Annotated in this window: 14 protein-coding genes and 1 pseudogene; 4 read left to right on the top strand and 11 right to left on the bottom strand. The window is 60.1% G+C overall.

Annotated features, from left to right (window positions below; genetic code table 11):
• Positions 1 to 117: 117 nt before the first annotated feature.
• Positions 118 to 873, top strand: a pseudogene (locus ACA043_RS11575) (MCP four helix bundle domain-containing protein); the annotation flags it as partial.
• 132 nt (positions 874 to 1005) lie between these two features.
• Positions 1006 to 1731 (top strand): methyl-accepting chemotaxis protein, encoded by a 726-nt coding sequence (locus ACA043_RS11580; protein ID WP_401269288.1) that lies wholly within the window; start codon positions 1006 to 1008, stop codon positions 1729 to 1731.
• A gap of 167 nt (positions 1732 to 1898) precedes the next feature.
• Here ACA043_RS11580 and ACA043_RS11585 read toward each other — a convergent pair whose 3' ends face one another.
• Positions 1899 to 2330 carry a nuclear transport factor 2 family protein gene (locus tag ACA043_RS11585; protein WP_401269258.1) on the bottom strand — a complete coding sequence of 144 codons (432 nt, stop codon included), beginning with the start codon at positions 2328 to 2330 and terminating at the stop codon, positions 1899 to 1901.
• 534 nt (positions 2331 to 2864) lie between these two features.
• Between ACA043_RS11585 and mqo the strand changes: the two genes are divergently transcribed.
• Positions 2865 to 4511 (top strand): malate dehydrogenase (quinone), encoded by a 1647-nt coding sequence (mqo, locus tag ACA043_RS11590; protein WP_123529021.1) that lies wholly within the window; start codon positions 2865 to 2867, stop codon positions 4509 to 4511.
• Between the two features lie 78 nt (positions 4512 to 4589).
• Here mqo and ACA043_RS11595 read toward each other — a convergent pair whose 3' ends face one another.
• Positions 4590 to 5018, bottom strand: coding sequence for a nuclear transport factor 2 family protein (locus ACA043_RS11595; RefSeq protein ID WP_401269265.1), 429 nt, complete (start codon positions 5016 to 5018; stop codon positions 4590 to 4592).
• A gap of 172 nt (positions 5019 to 5190) precedes the next feature.
• Here ACA043_RS11595 and ACA043_RS11600 point away from each other — a divergent pair, with 172 nt between their 5' ends.
• On the top strand, positions 5191 to 5358 hold the full coding sequence (locus tag ACA043_RS11600) for a hypothetical protein (RefSeq protein WP_187677100.1): 168 nt from the start codon (positions 5191 to 5193) through the stop codon (positions 5356 to 5358).
• A 76-nt stretch (positions 5359 to 5434) separates the two neighbouring features.
• On the opposite strand, the gene ACA043_RS11605 is transcribed toward ACA043_RS11600, so the two are convergent.
• The 9 genes from ACA043_RS11605 to ACA043_RS11645 all read right to left on the bottom strand — a co-directional run bounded on the left by ACA043_RS11605 (position 5435) and on the right by ACA043_RS11645 (position 15310).
• Entirely contained in the window at positions 5435 to 5629 is a 195-nt protein-coding gene (locus ACA043_RS11605; protein WP_497659253.1) for a hypothetical protein, read from the bottom strand.
• A gap of 149 nt (positions 5630 to 5778) precedes the next feature.
• Positions 5779 to 7167 (bottom strand): amidohydrolase family protein, encoded by a 1389-nt coding sequence (locus tag ACA043_RS11610; protein ID WP_497659254.1) that lies wholly within the window; start codon positions 7165 to 7167, stop codon positions 5779 to 5781.
• A gap of 13 nt (positions 7168 to 7180) precedes the next feature.
• On the bottom strand, positions 7181 to 8548 hold the full coding sequence (locus tag ACA043_RS11615) for a nucleobase:cation symporter-2 family protein (protein ID WP_497659255.1): 1368 nt from the start codon (positions 8546 to 8548) through the stop codon (positions 7181 to 7183).
• Between the two features lie 348 nt (positions 8549 to 8896).
• A complete protein-coding gene (locus ACA043_RS11620) occupies positions 8897 to 9940 on the bottom strand; it encodes a CobW family GTP-binding protein (RefSeq protein WP_187677104.1) in 1044 nt (347 codons plus the stop codon).
• A 74-nt stretch (positions 9941 to 10014) separates the two neighbouring features.
• Positions 10015 to 10644: a UbiX family flavin prenyltransferase gene (locus tag ACA043_RS11625; RefSeq protein ID WP_497659256.1), complete on the bottom strand. Its 630-nt coding sequence runs from the start codon at positions 10642 to 10644 to the stop codon at positions 10015 to 10017.
• Positions 10641 to 12026, bottom strand: coding sequence for a UbiD family decarboxylase (locus ACA043_RS11630; protein ID WP_497659257.1), 1386 nt, complete (start codon positions 12024 to 12026; stop codon positions 10641 to 10643). Before ACA043_RS11630 ends, ACA043_RS11625 begins: the two co-directional genes overlap by 4 nt.
• 221 nt (positions 12027 to 12247) lie before the next feature.
• On the bottom strand, positions 12248 to 13153 hold the full coding sequence (locus tag ACA043_RS11635) for an amidohydrolase family protein (protein ID WP_034152486.1): 906 nt from the start codon (positions 13151 to 13153) through the stop codon (positions 12248 to 12250).
• A 4-nt stretch (positions 13154 to 13157) separates the two neighbouring features.
• Complete coding sequence (locus tag ACA043_RS11640; RefSeq protein WP_123535936.1) at positions 13158 to 14087, bottom strand: amidohydrolase family protein; 930 nt, start codon at positions 14085 to 14087, stop codon at positions 13158 to 13160.
• Between the two features lie 332 nt (positions 14088 to 14419).
• Positions 14420 to 15310: a LysR substrate-binding domain-containing protein gene (locus ACA043_RS11645; protein ID WP_187681328.1), complete on the bottom strand. Its 891-nt coding sequence runs from the start codon at positions 15308 to 15310 to the stop codon at positions 14420 to 14422.
• Positions 15311 to 15344 lie beyond the last annotated feature (34 nt).

Genomic DNA, 15344 nt, shown 5'->3' on the forward strand with positions numbered 1-15344 from the left:
CGGGTTGCCGCCCCGCCCAGACACTCGTTGACACGCTCTGACACGGCAGACCGGCACAAATGGGCTTAACTCAAGGTCTTGCAAGGCTTTTCGAGCGTTCCCTGGGAGGATTTCACGGTGTCGATAAAATTGCGTTTAGTGTTGCTGGTTGTTACCAGCCTGCTGACGGCGTTGATCGTAAGTCTGGTCAGTTATGTCGGCAATCTGCGGATGGCCTCGGCGGTCAGCGACAACGTGGTCAGCATGAGTGCGCTGCGCAACCACATGGAAGCCGACATGATGCACGACGCCCTGCGCGCCGATGTTTACTCGGCAATGCTGGTGGGGTTGGGCAAAAGTACCGGCACGGCGGCCGAAGTTCGCGATTCGATCAACGAGCACGCCGGGCATTTCCATGAGGTACTTGATGAAAACCTCAAGTTGCCGATCAACCCGACTTTGCGCACGGCGCTGGAGCAGATCAAGCCGAGCCTCGAAACGTATATCAACGCAGCCGAGCGGATTGTCGGGCTGGCGCTGGACAACCCTGATGCGGCGCAGCAGCAACTTGGCACGTTCAACACCGCGTTCAGTCAACTCGAAGAGCAGATGGCGGCTCTAAGCGAACAGATCGAAACCAATACCCGACAGACCAGTGAAGGTACCGAATCGGCGATTCGAAGTGCAAATCTCGCCCTCGCGGCGGTGCTGATCGCCAGTGTGTTATTGCTGCTGGCACAGGGACGCTGGGTGATGCTGAGCATTTTGGGGCCGCTGCGGTCGGCCAGCCGGATTGCCGAGAGTATCGCCCACGGCAACCTCAGTGAACCGATTGCCGAGCCGTCCGGTAAGGACGAGGCCAGCGTATTGATTCGCACCCTGGCGACCATGCAAAGGGATTTGCGCAACATGATCGACGTGGTGCGGCGCAATGCCCATGGCGTCAGCGGCATGAGCGAACAATTGAGCCACGGCTGCCATCAGGTCGCCGACAGCAGCCAGCAGCAAAGTGTCGCCGCCGGGACCATGGCCGCAGCGGCCAGCCAGATGACCGCGAGCATCGAGGAAATCACCCGTCACGCCCAGCGCGCGTTGGGCATGGCCAATCAGGCTGAATCATTGGCGAAGAATGGCGGGCAGGTTATTCATCAAGTAGTCAACGACATGGACGATATCGCCCGCTCGGCGCAGCAGTCGGCGCAGGTGATCCGCACGCTGGATCAGGAATCCGAAGCCATCTTCAACATCATTCAGGTGATCAAGAGCATCGCCGACCAGACCAACCTGCTGGCGCTCAACGCCGCGATTGAAGCGGCCCGGGCGGGCGAGCAGGGCAGGGGGTTTGCGGTGGTGGCGGATGAAGTTCGCAGTCTGGCAGCGCGGACCAGTGCGTCCACCCAGGAAATCGCCGCGATGGTCGCGCGCATCCAGCACAGCACCCGCGAGGCGGTCAGCAGCATGGAGGCGGGTGTGGCGCAGGTCGACAAGGGCATGGCAGTGACGGCCGATGTCGAGCGGGCAATTCGCGAGATCCTCGAGGCGACGTTGAGCACCACACAACTGGTCAACGACATTACCCGCACCATTGGCGAGCAGAGCCAGGCCAGTAACGAGATTGCCCATCAGGTGGAAATGATTGCGGGGATGTCCGAGGGCAATAGCCGGGTGATCGGCCAGACGGCGAATACGACAGATGAGCTGTCGAGCCTGGCGGGGCAGTTGGCGCAGTCGGTGGATCGGTTTCGGTTGTGACAGTGGGGTTGGGCAATTGTATTTTTGGTTGCTGATCTGCCTTCATCGCGAGCAGGCTCACTCCCACAGTGGGGCGGTGCAGTTGCCTGAGTTGCGTTAACACCGCCCAACCCCCTGTAGGAGTGAGCCTGCTCGCGATTGATTAATCTGAAGGAGATTTAGTCCAATCAGAACTTGAACGCCTGCCGCCCCACCAGCAACCACTTGCCGTCCTGCTTCTGCCAGATCTGGAAGTTCTCGATCTCGGTCGGCACCACTTCAGTCCCCTTCAACGCCTGCGCGGAAAAGTGGTGACGCACCAGCGCTGTGTCGCCGGACAGGGTGATGGTCTGTTTTTGCATCTCGAGGGTCTTGAACGCGCTTTTGCCGGTTTCGATGTCGGCGATGAATTCTTTCTTGTCCTGAATCTTGCCGCTGGAATGGCCGTAGGTCAGGTTACTGGCCGTCAGAGCGTTCAACTCGGCGATGTCTTTGTGCAGCATCGCCTGGGTCAGATGATCGACCGCTTGGGCGACATCTTTTTCCGCCGGGGCGGCAGCGGCCATGGCATATCCGCTGAAGGCGCAGAGAAAACCGATCAGGAGTCTGGTCTTGGTCATGAGGTGTTTCCTTGTTGTTATCGGGTTGATGACTGATCAATTGTTTTTAATTTGTCAGTCATCGTACAACTTAGCAGATTCTTTATGGATACGGCAGCTGCCGCACGCACTGAATCGCCAGGGTATCTATACTGAAAAAGCTCGACGGCTGCGGGCACAGCCTTCGCCGGTTCATGTTCAGCGCCGGTTGGCCGATAACGCCCAGAGCGGAAAAAGACTCTCAAGTCGGGAACAGACGCGCGGGTTTGCCCTGACGTGATATTCTTCGCGCCAACTTGGTTTGACCTTATTCAGTTTGCTTGCCTTTAGGGCGGGCCGACGGAATCCCTGTCGCTCAAGTAGCTGAGCCAATAATGATAAGAAGTCAGTTCAGAAGGGACATTAACTGGGGTCGATGCAGCATGTCGGCCTTGTGTGCCCACCCGTCAAAATTGAAGTGTGCCGGAATCTGCGACGCCAGCCTGAGCGTCATCAAAACGGATCGCATACAGATAAAAGCGGCGGGCGGAAGGCGTTTTATCATAGGTGCAACAGATGTTTAAAAAAGTGAACACGGCCTTGCTAGGGCTGGCTTTGTCGATGGGGCTGACGTCCGTTCATGCGGCAGAGGCCAAGAAAGTTGACGTACTGCTGATCGGCGGCGGCATCATGAGCACCACCCTGGGTGTGTGGATCAATGAGCTGGAGCCAAGCTGGTCGATGGAAATGGTCGAGCGCCTTGATGGCGTCGCCCTGGAAAGCTCCAACGGCTGGAACAACGCCGGTACCGGTCACTCGGCTCTGGCCGAGCTGAACTACACCCCGGAAGACGACAAAGGCAACGTCACGATCCCGAAAGCCGTCGAGATCAACGAAGCGTTCCAGGTGTCCCGTCAGTTCTGGGCCTGGCAGGTTCAGCAAGGCGTTCTGAAGAACCCTCGCTCGTTCATCAACACCACTCCGCACATGAGCTTCGTGTGGGGCGATGACAACATCAAGTTCCTGAAAAAGCGCTACGAAGCCCTGCAAGCGAGCCCGCTGTTCGCCGGCATGCAGTACTCCGAAGACCCGGCTGTGATCAAGAAGTGGGTTCCGCTGATGATGGAAGGGCGTGACCCGAACCAGAAAATCGCGGCCACCTGGAGCCCGCTGGGCACCGACATGAACTTCGGCGAAATCACCCGCCAGTTCGCCGGTTACCTGCAGACCAAGCCTAACTTTGACTTGAAACTGTCCAGCGAAGTGCAGGACATCACCAAGAACGAAGATGGCACCTGGCGCGTCAGCTACAAAAATCTGAAAGACGGCACCAAAACCGAAACCGACGCCAAGTTCGTGTTCATCGGCGCGGGCGGCGGCGCTCTGCACCTGCTGCAAAAGTCGGGCATTCCTGAAGCCAAGGAATACGCTGGCTTCCCGGTTGGCGGCTCGTTCCTGGTGACCGATAACCCGGCCATCGCCGAACAACACCTGGCCAAGGCTTACGGTAAAGCCTCGGTTGGCGCACCACCGATGTCCGTTCCGCACCTGGACACCCGTGTTCTGGACGGCAAGCGCGTCATCCTGTTTGGCCCATTCGCGACCTTCAGCACCAAGTTCCTGAAAGAAGGCTCGTACCTGGACCTGCTGACCAGCACCACCACCCACAACATCTGGCCTATGACCAAGGTCGGCATCAAGGAATACCCGCTGGTCGAGTACCTTGCTGGCCAACTGATGCTGTCGGATGAAGACCGTCTGAACGCGCTGAAGGAATACTTCCCGAACGCCAAAGCTGAAGACTGGCGCCTGTGGCAAGCCGGCCAACGCGTGCAAATCATCAAGCGTGATGAAGCCGCTGGCGGCGTGTTGAAACTGGGCACCGAAATCGTTGCTGCACAAGACGGCTCCATCGCCGGTCTGCTGGGCGCCTCGCCAGGCGCATCGACCGCTGCACCGATCATGCTGAGCGTGTTGCAGAAAGTCTTCAAAGACAAAGTGGCAACGCCAGAATGGCAAGCCAAGCTGCACCAGATCGTTCCAAGCTACGGCACCCAGCTGAACAGCGATCCAGCCAAAGTGGCTGCCGAGTGGGCTTACACCGCCAAAATCCTCGAACTGCCGACTCCACCCGTGATCGGTCAGGCTGCTGCTCCGGCTGCACCTGCAGCTGAAAAAGCTGAAGCTCCGAAGGAAAACGCTGCACGTGACATGGCTCTGTAACTAGACGCCTGACACACAAAGCCCACTGAACCGGCGACGGTCAGTGGGCTTTTTTGTGTCTGTACCGTGGGCGGACGTTCAGGCTTTGGCGGTAGCCAGATAAGCCCCAAGCCGTCGCCCCATCTCTTCACCCAGCGCCTGCAATCCGCTTAACGGGCGCACCATTACTTCGAACTCGACAATCTTCCCGTGCTCATCGAAGCGAATCATGTCGATGCCCTTGAGCTCCTTAGAGCCGACTTTGGCGCTGAACTCCAGAATCACATTTAACCCGTCAGCCGTGGACAGTTCCCGGTGATATTCAAAATCCTCAAACACCTTGAACACCGTGTTGAGGATCATCGCCACCACCTGCGCGCCGGGATAGGGCGTGTGCGCCATCGGTGAGCGAAACACGGCGTTGGCATCAAGCAGCGTGGGCAGGGCGCTCAAGTCGCCGGTACGGATCATCTCGTGCCAGCGATTCAGGGATTCGGCAGCACTGGGTTGCAGATTCAGGTCAGTCATTTGCACCTCTGGGTTTTTATTGTTCTTCGACTCTAGATCAAAGCGCTGGCAGGGCAAGCTTGTTGTCGCTGCCTGAATACCACCCTATGACAGCTCCTACAGATCAGATCCCATCTGATACGCTTTTTTCGTTTCAATCTGCCCCTGTAATCGGTTCAGATGCAGGATCAAAATGCCCCGGCAGTTCGGTCACTCGCGACAGTCCTTCATCCCGAAGCGTCCAGTGCACCGCAAGCTCAGCATTGAGGAGAGCAACATGAACAAGATGGCGTTTTTTCTGGGTGGCTTTTTGGTACTGACCATCATGATTGGCCTGCTCGCGACGATTTCTCCGGTCTGAGGTGTGCGCTTCAAATGACGGCCACAGGTGTGCCGCGCGAGTCGGGTTTAAATGCCGCGCCCCACACCTGACAGATTTACGATTCTGACTTGCCCTGGCGGCGCTCAATGCCATCCGGGTTGCCAATGTCCAGCAACCTCCTTTCCGCCAGTACATTCTCCAACGCCTGACGTTCGACTGGCTTCATTTGGTGCTCGCGCTTTTTCAGCTCCAGCAGGATCGGGCTGGACCAGGTGCGGTAGGTCTGTTCGATGTTGCGGCGGTACGTCATCAGTCTCTCCTTGATCAAGAGCCCGGTGTGGCTGGCAGGGGCTCTGTCCGATGAGGGAGTAACGTTAGTCGAGAATCCCTGAAGTCGCGAATCCACCGGTTTTGTGTAGGAGCAGCCTTCGGCAGCTCCTACACGGTTTGGCGGTGGGATCAATCGTCGACCTTCATCATCGCCTGCACACCTTCCCACGCCTCGGCGCGCATGCGTTCGATATCCAGCCCCGGAATCACGCCGTTATCCACGACCACACGGCCGCCGACCAGACTGTATTTCACTGTGATCGGTTCGCCCGCCACGACCGGTGCGACGGCGCTGTCGTGGAAACCGTAGAAGCGTGGATGGTCGAGGCTGTAGATCACCAGGTCTGCAGCCTGACCAACTTCCAGCGTGCCGACCGCGCCCAAACCCAACACCTGCGCGCCGCCTGCCGTACCCCAATGGATGACGTCTTCTGCCGTGGTCGCCGAAGCGCCTTGTTCGGCGCGGTGGATCAGCCACGCGGTGTTGGCTTCGCCGACCATGCTTCCGGATTCGTTGGAGGCCACGCCGTCGACGCCCAAGGAGATCGGCACGCCGGCCTCATACATTTGCGGTATGGGCGCGACGCCGCTACCCAGGCGCGCATTGCTCACCGGGCAGTGGGAAATGCCGGTGCCGGTCTGCGCGAGCATGCGGATTTCGCCGGGTTGCAGATGCACGGCGTGGGCGAACCAGACGTCGGGGCCAAGCCATTCGTGTTCGGCGACGAATTCCACCGGCAGGCAGTTGTATTTTTCGCGGCAGAAGTTCACGTAGTTTTGCGTCTCGGACAAGTGCGTGTGCAGACGCAGACCGAGGCCGCGAGCGGTGTGGGCCAGCTCACGCAGCAGGGTGGGCGGCAGCGAGAAGGTCGGCGTGGTCGGCGCCACCACGACACGTCGCATCGCATCCGGCGTGTCCTGGTGATACAGCGATTTCAGCCGTTCGATGTCGCCGACCATTTGCTCCAGACTTTCCGGTTGCAGGGCAGTTTTCGAGAAGCCCGGATGAGCGCTGGCCGACTCCAGTGCGCCGCCACGGCACAGGACGAAACGCAAGCCGAATTCATCGGCCAGATCGAACAGCAAATCGCCGGTCTCGGTGCTGCCGTGGGCGTGGTAGAGGTAGTGGTGATCGGCGCAGGTGGTGACGCCGGACAACAGTAACTCGACCATGCCCAGCCGCGCGGCGATTCGTGCCAATTGCGGCGTGAAGCGGTTGAGGCGCGGGTAGGGCACGCTGGCGAGCCAGCCTTGCAGATCCTGATTCAAGCCTTCGGGAACGGCTTTGAGCAGGTTCTGAAACAGGTGATGGTGGGTGTTGATCCAGCCCGGATAGACCACGCAGTGGCGCGCGTCGATCACCCGTTCGCCGGGTTGCGCGGCAAGATCGGCGGCGATTTCAGCGATCTGGCCATTGACCACGCGGATGTCCACGGCGCCGGCCCGGGCACGCGGGCCGCGCAGGCCGGTCATGACCGCGACCGGGTTTTTGATCAGGATGTTTTGCAATTGAGTCATGGCAGGCTCCAGTTCAGAGGATGTGCGAGGCGGACTTGCTGGCGGTGGATTCGGGCACGCTGACGCCATTGAGCGCAGCATTGAGCAGCACCGACACCAGGCAGGCGATGACCACGCTGCTGTGCAGGAACGGCTGTGACCACTCGGGTAATTGTTTGAACAGGGTGGGTGCGAGCACCGGCACCAGCGCGGCGGCGAGGGTGAAACCGACGATCAGCACGTTGTAGCGATTGCGCTCGTAGTCGACTTTGGCGAGGGTCTGAATCCCCGCCGCCGCGACCACGCCGAACATGGCTATGCCGGCGCCGCCGAGGGCTGCGGTCGGCATCGAGGCGATGATCGCCCCGGCCTTCGGCACCAAAGCAATCGAGCACATGAGCAAGCCGCTGACCGCGACCACCCAACGGCTGCGCACGCCGGTCAAAATCACCAGGCCGACGTTTTCCATGAAAGCGATAAACGGGAACGCAGCAAACATCCCGGCGATGGTGCTGGCCAGACCGTTGGCGCGCAGGCCGTTGATCACCTGCTTATCTTCCACGGGTTTTTCGACGATGTCGCCGATGGCCACGAACAGCCCCATCGACTCGACCATTTGCACGATCATCACCACCACCATGGTCGCGATGGGGATCAGGCTGAAGGTGGGCAAACCGAAGTAGAACGGATAGGGCACGGTCAGCCACGGCGCTTCTTCGACGCTGTGAAAACTGCCCATGCCCAGGCCATACGCGAGACCTGCACCGGCCAACATGCCCAACAGCACCGCCATATTGCGCAGCATCGGGCTGCCGTAACGGTTAACCAGCAGAATGGTCAGCAACACCACCACCGCCACACCGAGAAACGCCGGTGCACCGAAGTTGCTCGTATTGCGCCCGCCGCCGACCCATTCATAGGCAATCGGGAACAGCTGCAAACCGATCACGGTGACGATGCACCCGGTCACTACTGGCGGGAAAAACCGCCGTAGTCGACCCACGAACGGCGCGATCAGCATGGTAAAAATCCCGGCACCGATCACCGCCCCGCAGACGCCGGCAAACCCCACCTCCGGGTTGCTGCCGATGGCGATCACCGGGCCAACACTGCTAAACGCCACGCCTTGCAAAATCGGCAGGCGCACGCCGAACTTCCAGAACCCGACGGTTTGCAACAGGGTGGCGATGCCGGAACAGAACAGCGTGGTGCTGATCAGCGCCACCGTTTCGGCATGGGACATTTTCAAGGCACTGGCGACAATCAACGGCACGGCGATGGCGCCGATGTACGAGACGGCCATGTGTTGCAGGCCGAGGGTGAGCATCTGTCGTACCGGAAGAATGCGGTCGACGGGATGTACGGTGGATGTGGTTTGCGATGGGGATGTGGCTGACGACATGGGGAAACACCTCTGGCTGTTTTTATGCGGTAGAGAGGGGTATTCGTCTGATGCTTGCGAACCTGTGAACACTGAAGATCGGTTGTTGGAATGAGCGCTTGGAGTGAAGAGGAGCCTGTGGCGAGGGGATTTATCCCCGATCGGCTGCGAAGCAGTCGCAAATGCTGTGCATGCGGTTTGTCTGATCAACCGCGAGTTCAGGTTTTGGGGGTGCTTCGCACCCCATCGGGGATAAATCCCCTCGCCACAAGTAACCTCATCACAGGGTTCATTCCATAGATTTACAGTGCCTGACCGGCATCAGTCATTCGTGCCCGGAACCGCCATCCACCGGCTCCGATGCCTTGTTCAGCCTGCCAGGCAGGCGGCAAAGCCTTGATTCAGTGCCGCGCGGTCCAGGTCGCGGCCGATGAACACGATCTTGCTCGAGCGCGGCTCCGTGCCCCACGGGGTCGACGCGCGGAACTCCACCAGGCTGTGTACGCCTTGCAACACGTAGCGTTGGTCTTCATTGGCCACCGCCAGCACGCCTTTCATGCGGTACAGATTGTCGGCCTGCGAAGAGCGCAGTTCACTGATCCAGCGGTGAAAGGCCATCAGATTGACCGCGCCGTCCACGGCGATGCCGACCGAGGACACGCTTGGGTCGTGTTGGTGGTCCGCTTCTTCGTGGTGATGTTCGTGGTCATGGTGGTCGTGCTCATCAGCGCCGATTTCCATTAACTTCTGTGTGGCTTCGAAGGCGCCGATACCGAGGATTTTCGACAGGTCGATTTGCGCATGGGTGGAGGTCACAAGATCCGCCGTGGCGTTCAACCCACGGATTTTGCCGCGCAGGGTTTCCACCTCTTCAGGGCTGACCAGATCGACCTTGTTGATGACGATGCGGTCGGCGCAAACGATTTGGTCCACGGCCTGATTGTCGACGCCGTCCAGTTGCAGATCTTCCAGATGCTGGGCGATGTGCTTGGCGTCGACCATGGTCACGATGGCGTCGAGTTCGACTTCATCGGCAATCGGGTCGTTGATGAAAAAGCTCTGTGCCACCGGGTACGGATCGGCGAGGCCGCTGGTCTCGATCAGGATGTGATCGAGCCGCACCGGGCGCGCCACCAGTTCACGGACGATGCGTACCAGGTCCTCGCGAACCTCGGCGGTGCAGCACACGCAACCGTTGACCATCTCGTAGATTTCTTCGGTTTCCGAGCTCAGCACTAGATCACCGTCGATGCCGACTTCGCCGAATTCGTTTTCGATCACGGCGATTTTGCGGCCGTGGTTTTCCTTGAGGATGTAGTTGAGCAGGGTGGTTTTGCCAGCACCGAGGAATCCGGTGAGGATGGTGACGGGGATTTTGGTGTTCGGGGTTGGGGCGTTGAAGGGGGTGTTCATCTAAAGCTCCTTACCTGTGTTTTTGTCGGAGTGCGATCAACTGTGGGAGCGAGCCTGCTCGCGAATGCGGTGTGTCATTGAGCGGTGATGCCGACTGACCCACCGCTTTCGCGAGCAGGCTCGCTCCCACAGGGTTCGGGGTTTTCTCGCCAGCGGGTGGCAGTACCGGCATCGAGCCCGAACAGGTCGAGCACCCGGCCGAGGCTGTGGTCGACCATTTGCGCGAGGTTTTCCGGGCGGGCATAGAAGGCCGGTACCGGCGGGGCGATGATTCCGCCCATTTCGGTAACGGCGGTCATGTTGCGCAGGTGGGCCAGGGTCAGCGGGGTTTCGCGGGCCATCAGCACCAGCGTGCGGCGCTCCTTGAGGGTGACGTCGGCGGCGCGGCCGATCAGGCCCGACGAGGTACCGGTGGCGATCTCCGCCAACGTGCGCATCGAGCACGGCGCAACCACCATGCCCAGGCAGCGAAACGAACCGCTGGCGATCCCGGCGGCGACGTCATCGGCGCGGTGGTAGTGGCTGGCCAGGGCGGTGACGTCAGCGAGTTTGTAGTCGGTTTCGTGGGCCATGGTCAGCAGCGCGGCACGGCTGATGATCAGGTGGCTTTCGATGTCGAGTTCGGCGAGCAATTGCAGAAGACGCACGCCGTAGATGAAGCCGGACGCGCCGCTGATGCCGACCACCATCCGCTGACGGTTCATGACTGCAGCCCTTTGATCAGTTGCCGGGCGCGTTGGAGCACGTCCTGATCGAGTTGCGCCTTGATCCCGTCAAAACCCGAGCCGCGTGTGGCGTCCAGACCCATGCGTGACGTGGTGCCGTTCGCCGAAGACGACGGATCGAGCGGACTGCCGGGCAAGCCGTCGATGGTGAAAATATCCAGGTGCGGCTGGAAGTGCGTGGCCAGCGCCCACAGCACTTGGCTGTCATCGCTGATGTCGATATCGCTGTCCACCGCGATCACGGTTTTCAGGTACGGGTCCCAGCCGAGCAAGGCCAGCATGACTTGACGCGCCTCGCCGTCACGGCTCTGATCCAGCGCCACATAGCAATGGAAATGCGTGCCGGAGTTCGGGTAATGCACGGCAGTGACGGCGGGGAAACGCGCCTTGAGCTTTTCGCTCATTTCCGCTTCACGGGGCAGTCGCGCCAGTGTCAGGTGTTCGGCGTAGCGGCCGCCCATCACGTCGACCAGCCAGGCGTCCTTGCGCCGCAGCAGGGTATCGACACGCAGCACATTGTTGGTCGAGCGATCCGAGGAGTAACCGCTGAACTCTCCGAACGGGCCTTCCTCGGCGTAAGCCGTCGGATCAATCGCGCCTTCGAGCACGAATTCGGCATACGCCGGTACACCGATGCCGTAGCGTGGCGTCTTGACCAGCTCCAGCGGCGCGCCGAACAAGCCGCCCGCCACCGCGCGTTCATCGCTGCCGTAGGGTAAACGTGCAGCAGCGGCGAGCATGAACAATGGGTGCGCGCCGACCACCATGGCCACCCGCAACTCTTCACCGCGCTCGCGGGCGGTTTGCAGCATCCGCCACAGGTGTCCGCGTGAATGCAGGCTGGTGGCGAGGGCCTGACGGGCATGGCGCATCGAGCGGTGATAGCTCATGTTGGCGATGCCGGTGACGGGGTCTTCGGCAATGATGATTGCGTTGGTGATGTACGGGCCGCGATCACTGTCGAAATGCTTGAGCATCGGCAGCAGCGCCAGATCCAGCGTTTCACCTTCGAACACTTCATCCAGCACCGGGCCGCTTTCCACGAAACGTGGCGGGATTGGCTGGTTGGCACGGGTCTGGAAGGTTTCGTGCAGCTGCGCCGGAGTGACGCCAAACATTCGGGCAATGCGGGTGCGGGAGGCGAACAGATTGGTCGCCACCGGCACGCCGAGACCGCTGACGTTTTCGCAGATCAGCAGTGGATCGCGGCCCTGTCCGGCAAGGGCGTCGACCAGGGCGGTGACGTCCTGATCGGCAGAAAGTGCTTGGGTGATAGTCAGCACATCGTCCGGGTATTCACGGCGATAGGCATCGATGAACGCGTGAAAGTCCTGAGAGTCGCCGAGCGTCGAACGGGTCATGGTTTCACCTCGTAAAAAGCAGGCACGCAGGGGTGAGTTGGCAATCAATCGACAAGCCGTTGGCCTGCCGGTCGAACGAACGCCGGATCATCTTCGTGCCTGTAAAGTCGCTGTGTTGCCCACATGAAAGCTGAGGAACCCCTGTGGAATGCGATTAACTGTGGTGAGGGGATGAATCCCCTCACCACAGGGTTCTCTTGTGTCCCAGGGATCTGCGTTAACTAGAGATACGTAGTGGTCAGGCGAATATCTGCCTCAACCAGATCCTTCGGCGGTGGCGTCGGTTCGATCCCGCACAACCGGGCGATGTTGTTGCCCAGGTAGTCTTCCAGATGATCCTCATCAATCCCCAACCCCTGCGGCGCCGGCGAGCACAGCACCTCCAGCTCACGCAGCCACATGCCCGGTTCGTTCGGCGGTGAATCGGTGCCGAAGACGATCTTGTTGCGCGGCAGTTCCTTGGCGAATTCGACGATCCGCGACTGGAAGCACCAACCGGATTCGCAGTACACGTTCGGCGTGTCCATGGCCATCCAGAACGCTTCGAACGAGTAGTTGCCGCCAGTCTGGATACCGAAGTGGCCGATGATGAAATTGACCATCGGGAACTCGCGGATGATCGGGTAGAACATGGTCGGAATCGTGTACGGGCCGTCGCCGGTGTGGATCAGCACGACGATGTTGTACTTGGCGCAGACTTTCATTGCCGGACGCAACCAGTCCAAGGCCCGATCCGGGCGATAGCCGTGCATGTTGGCGTGCAGTTTGAGCATCTTGAAACCGTATTCCTTGATGTGGAATTCCAGCTCCGCCGCCCCGTTTTCCGGCCCCCAGCGCGGGTTGAAGTTGAAGTTGCCGATGAAGCGATCCGGGTACTTCATGCAGAGCTCGGCGATGTACGACATGTAATCGCGCACGCCCTCACGCCCCCGGCGGTTGCCGTCGCGATAACCGGTATTGCCCGGTGGCGGCTGGATGAAACCCATGTCGATGCGGCGAGGCTTGCCGTTGATCATGTACGGGCCGTCCATCAGCTTGAGCATGCGTTCGCCGGTGAACGGTTCGCCGGTGTGGCGCCAGGCCTCGTCGACCAGATTGGTGGGGTGCAGATGGGTATCGATAATCATCGCTTCAGCTCCTGGCCAATTGGGTAGTGACGGGGCGCTTGAGCTGCGCCTCTGCTTCGGAAACGGAACGCGGTGGCGGGGTTGGCTCGAGGCCGATCATCCGCGCGGTGTTGTTGCCCAGGTACTCTTCGAGGGTGTCCTCATCGAGGTTCAGGCCTTGCGGCGGTTCGTGGCACAGCACTTCGAGCAGACGCAGCCACATGCCCGGTTCGTTCGGCGGGGTGTCGGTGCCGAACAGAATCTTGTGCGTTGGCAAGACCTTGGCGAATTCGACGATTCGCGATTGCAGGCACCAGCCGGATTCGCAGTAAACGTTGGGCAGCTCCATTGCCCATTGCATCGGTTCGAACACGTAGACGCCGCCGGTCTGCACGCCGAAGTGGGCCATGATGAAATCGACGTTGGGGAATTCCTTGATCATCGGCACCCATTCGGACGGGATGCTATAAGGCCCGTCGCCGGTGTGCAGCTTGACCGGGATGCCCAGCTCGGCGCACTTCTCGAAGCAAGGACGCACCCAGTCCAGTGCGCGATCAGGCCGGTAGGCGTGCATGTTGGCCTGCATCTGGACCATCTTGAAACCGTGTTCCTTGACGTAGCGCTCGATCGCCTCGACGCCGTTCTGCACCCCGCAGCGCGGGTTGTAGACGAAGCAACCGATGAAACGGTCGGGGTAGGTCTGGACCATTTTCAGGGTGTAGGCCATGTAGGCGTCGATGGATTCGCGGCCCGAGAGTTCGCCGTCGGTCCAGGTGTAAATCGTGTTGCCCTGCGGCGGCTGAATGAAGGCTTTGTCGATGCGGCGAGGTTTGCCGTTGACCATGTACGGGCCATCCATCATCTCCAGCAGACGCTCGCCGGTGAACGGGTCACCGTCATGCCTCCAGGCGAGGTCCACCAGATCGGTGGGATAGCAGCTGATATCGATGATCATTGAAGTCGATCTCCTGATAGCGGGGAAGGGAGCCTTGCGGCTCTCGGCATCCACGTCCCGGGTAATCGGCCATTTCTATGCGCAAGACACGCGCATTCCCTCGCCTGGTTGCATCCGGCCCGGGTGGGTGGCTGCTGGAGGCGAGTATTGGGAGGAGGGGTTGGATTCGTACAATATTAATTGGGCGCGGTGGTGATACTTGGGCGATATGGTTTTGGTTTTTGTGGTGATTGTGCCGAACCCTTCGCGAGCAGGCTCGCTCCCACAGGGGGATTGCATTCCAACTGGAGAAATGCGGTCAAACTGTGGGAGCGAGCCTGCTCGCGAAAGCGTCAGTGGTGTGTATGCAAAGCCAACTGCTTGATCACTTCAACCACCGGCCCAACCCGCTCGGCTTGCCCATGCGGCCACACCGCATACAGGTTGTAATGCGCCGCAATCTGCGCCTCGTTCAACGCCACTAACCGCCCATTGCGCAATGCATCGGCAGCCAACAATCCCCGCACCAGTCCGGCACCCACACCCGCCTCGGCGGCGGCAATCAGATTGGCTGCATTATCAAACACCACCCGCGCCGGGGGTTCTACCGGAGGCATCCCGGCCGCATCCAGCCACGGAATCCATGAGCGCCGCGTATACCCCAACAATGGCAATTCCAGCACCTGCGCCGGACTCAATGGCAACTGCAACCCATAGCGCTCCAGCAGCTCGGGAGAGGCCACCGCCAACACCCGATCGCCACAGATCTGGGTCATCTCACAGTCATCCCAATCGCCATAGCCATAACGCAGCGCCAGATCGACCCGCTCGAACGTGCTGCGATCACTGCGCGGCATTGATAGCAGCGTCACCTCGTAATCCGGCAAGCCATCGAGCAGTTGTGGCAGACGCGGATTGAGCCAGCTCTGCGCCAGTTCGCTGTCCACATCCAGCGTCAGACGTTGCGCCACGCTGCGATTTTTCACCGAGGACAGTGCCCGATCAATCTGCGCCAGACCATCCGACAGCACGCTGGCAAACAATTGCCCGGCATCGGTGAGATTGCTGCCGCCACCTTCACGCACGAACAACGGCTGGCCGATGAAATCTTCCAGCGCGCGGATCTGCTGGCTGATAGCGCTATGAGTCAGGTCGAGCTTGCGCGCAGCGCTGGAGAAACTGCCGCTGCGCGCTGCGTGGATAAACGCGCTCATGGACTGCACCGACGGGTATCGCTTGTACATGTTGTTAGTCCTGCTTACACCGGTTGGCAGAAAT

Source organism: Pseudomonas sp. LBUM1648, assembly GCF_059716145.1.

Bases quoted from the DNA above. Each gene is read 5' to 3' on its own strand.
- ACA043_RS11640 (WP_123535936.1), bottom strand. From the start codon at position 14,087: ATGATCATCGATATCAGCTGCTATCCCACCGATCTGGTGGACCTCGCC.
- ACA043_RS11600 (WP_187677100.1), top strand. From the start codon at position 5,191: ATGCCCCGGCAGTTCGGTCACTCGCGACAGTCCTTCATCCCGAAGCGT.
- ACA043_RS11585 (WP_401269258.1), bottom strand. From the start codon at position 2,330: ATGACCAAGACCAGACTCCTGATCGGTTTTCTCTGCGCCTTCAGCGGA.
- ACA043_RS11605 (WP_497659253.1), bottom strand. From the start codon at position 5,629: ATGACGTACCGCCGCAACATCGAACAGACCTACCGCACCTGGTCCAGC.
- ACA043_RS11630 (WP_497659257.1), bottom strand. From the start codon at position 12,026: ATGACCCGTTCGACGCTCGGCGACTCTCAGGACTTTCACGCGTTCATC.
- ACA043_RS11615 (WP_497659255.1), bottom strand. From the start codon at position 8,548: ATGTCGTCAGCCACATCCCCATCGCAAACCACATCCACCGTACATCCC.
- ACA043_RS11580 (WP_401269288.1), top strand. From the start codon at position 1,006: ATGGCCGCAGCGGCCAGCCAGATGACCGCGAGCATCGAGGAAATCACC.
- ACA043_RS11635 (WP_034152486.1), bottom strand. From the start codon at position 13,153: ATGATTATCGATACCCATCTGCACCCCACCAATCTGGTCGACGAGGCC.
- ACA043_RS11620 (WP_187677104.1), bottom strand. From the start codon at position 9,940: ATGAACACCCCCTTCAACGCCCCAACCCCGAACACCAAAATCCCCGTC.
- ACA043_RS11625 (WP_497659256.1), bottom strand. From the start codon at position 10,644: ATGAACCGTCAGCGGATGGTGGTCGGCATCAGCGGCGCGTCCGGCTTC.
- ACA043_RS11610 (WP_497659254.1), bottom strand. From the start codon at position 7,167: ATGACTCAATTGCAAAACATCCTGATCAAAAACCCGGTCGCGGTCATG.
- ACA043_RS11595 (WP_401269265.1), bottom strand. From the start codon at position 5,018: ATGACTGACCTGAATCTGCAACCCAGTGCTGCCGAATCCCTGAATCGC.
- mqo (WP_123529021.1), top strand. From the start codon at position 2,865: ATGTTTAAAAAAGTGAACACGGCCTTGCTAGGGCTGGCTTTGTCGATG.
- ACA043_RS11645 (WP_187681328.1), bottom strand. From the start codon at position 15,310: ATGTACAAGCGATACCCGTCGGTGCAGTCCATGAGCGCGTTTATCCAC.